At 60.5% G+C, this 1320-nt stretch carries 1 protein-coding gene; it reads right to left on the bottom strand.

The genetic code is table 11. The features are described from left to right. Positions 1 to 38: 38 nt before the first annotated feature. Positions 39 to 1267, bottom strand: a protein-coding gene (locus FG385_RS33695) for an IS3 family transposase (protein WP_235022953.1) whose coding sequence is annotated in 2 segments (ribosomal slippage) — positions 39 to 988 and positions 988 to 1267 — 1230 coding nt in all. Because the reading frame shifts where the segments join, the coding sequence is not laid out codon by codon here. Between the last annotated feature and the right edge of the window lie 53 nt (positions 1268 to 1320).

Here is a 1320-nt window from a genome sequence, read left to right as displayed (position 1 = left end):
TGAACCGCCCCGGGTTCGGTAGAGACTCGTTACTGGGGTCAGGCGACCAGGCTGGTCAGGTCGCCTGAGTCGTACAGGGCTTCGAACTCGGTCGGTGGCCGGTAGCCACAGGCCTCGTGCAGTCTTTGATCGTTGTACCATTCCACCCATGCGGCGGTGGCGATCTCGACCTCTTTCTTATTATGCCATGATCCTTGCGGTTTGATCAACTCCGTTTTGTATAAGCCGATGGTCGTTTCGGCGAGCGCGTTGTCGTATGCGTCACCGACGGTACCAATGGACGCGTCGATACCCGAGTCGATAAGATGCTGGGTGAACCGAAAAGACGTATACTGACTCCCGGCGTCGGAATGGTGAATGAGCTTATCCGCACCGTCATTGTGGCGGTAGTCGCGTTGTTGCAGTCCCATGTCGATGGCATCGAGAACCAGATCGGTTTCCTTGGACATGCTGCAGGTCCAGCCAACGATTTTGCGGGAGAACACGTCAATAGCGAACGCGGTGTACACGGTGCCGGCCCAGGTGGCGACATAGGTGAAGTCCGCCACCCACAACCGGTTCGGGGCACCGGCGGTAAACTGTCGTTTCACCAGGTCAGCGGCCCGTACGCCGTCCTTGTCGGAGATCGTGGTGCGCACCGTCTTGCCGCGCACCACGCCGGAGATGCCCAACCGGCGCATCAGCCGTTCCACCCGGCCACGCCCCACCGCCACGCCCTCGCGTCGCAGCTGGCGCCATATTTTCCGCGCACCATAAACGCGGTAGTTCTCTTCGTAGACACGTGTGATTTCCCTCATTAATTCCTCGTCCCGGAGTTCGCGCTCCGACTTGGGGCGCGCGAGCGCAGCATAATAGGTAGACGGAGCGATCTTCACGCCGAACTCGGTCAGCACGGCACAGATCGGCTCGACTCCGAACCGGTCCTTGTGTTCCGTGATAAAATTTACGAGCGTGACTGTCGAGGGTCGAGCTCCCTCGCGAAGAAAATCGACGCCGACTTCAATATTTCGTTAGCCCGGCGCAATTCCGCAACTTCCCGGCGCAAGCGCTTCAACTCGGCAGATTCCTCGCTCGTCGCGCCGGGCCGGGTCCCCGCGTCCACCTCGGCCTGGCGCACCCACTTGCGCAGCGTCTCCGTCGACACGTTCACCTTCGCCGAGATCGAGCGGATCGCCTCCCACTGCGAGTCGTACTCCTGCTGATGCTCCAACACCAGCGCAACCGCACGTTCCCGCATCTCACGCGAGTACTTCGTCCTCCGAGCCATGATCCACATCCTCACTCAACGAGTGAGCCTCCATCAGACCCGGGGCGGTTCAT

The sequence above is a fragment of the Amycolatopsis alkalitolerans genome, assembly GCF_006152065.1.
GTDB classification, from domain to species: domain Bacteria; phylum Actinomycetota; class Actinomycetes; order Mycobacteriales; family Pseudonocardiaceae; genus Amycolatopsis_E; species Amycolatopsis_E alkalitolerans.
The sequence above is the reverse complement of the archived record's forward strand: the minus strand, read 5'-3'. Positions and strand labels throughout refer to the sequence as shown.